The 268-nt window shown below is 42.5% G+C and carries 1 protein-coding gene; it reads right to left on the reverse strand.

Going from position 1 to position 268, the window contains the following annotated elements; genetic code table 11:
* Positions 1-30: 30 nt before the first annotated feature.
* A partial coding sequence (locus tag P6709_RS19975) for a hypothetical protein (RefSeq protein ID WP_278242644.1) occupies positions 31-268 on the reverse strand: 238 nt, incomplete at its 5' end.

The following is a 268-nucleotide window of genomic DNA, read 5'->3' on the forward strand; positions in this document are numbered from 1 at the left end:
GGTTTTTCAGGAAGGGGATTTTTACCCTTGTCATGTGGATCTGAGAGTATTTGTGATGCGGGGAGAAAAAACATCACTCATCAATAACCCTCCCGTAACCGATGAAAAAGAAGCGGCTAAAAAAGCCATATTAGCCTGAAATAAGTTCTTAACCTTCCCTTTTGGCACTTCAGCACGATAGGAAGCCTCTTTCGTTAGCAAAAGCGCTTCGATTAATGGAGTAAGATCTCCGGATTCCTCCCACGAAAAAGTGCTTGGCTTTAAAAAG

Source organism: Jeotgalibacillus sp. ET6 (assembly GCF_029667115.1).
GTDB lineage: Bacteria > Bacillota > Bacilli > Bacillales > Jeotgalibacillaceae > Jeotgalibacillus.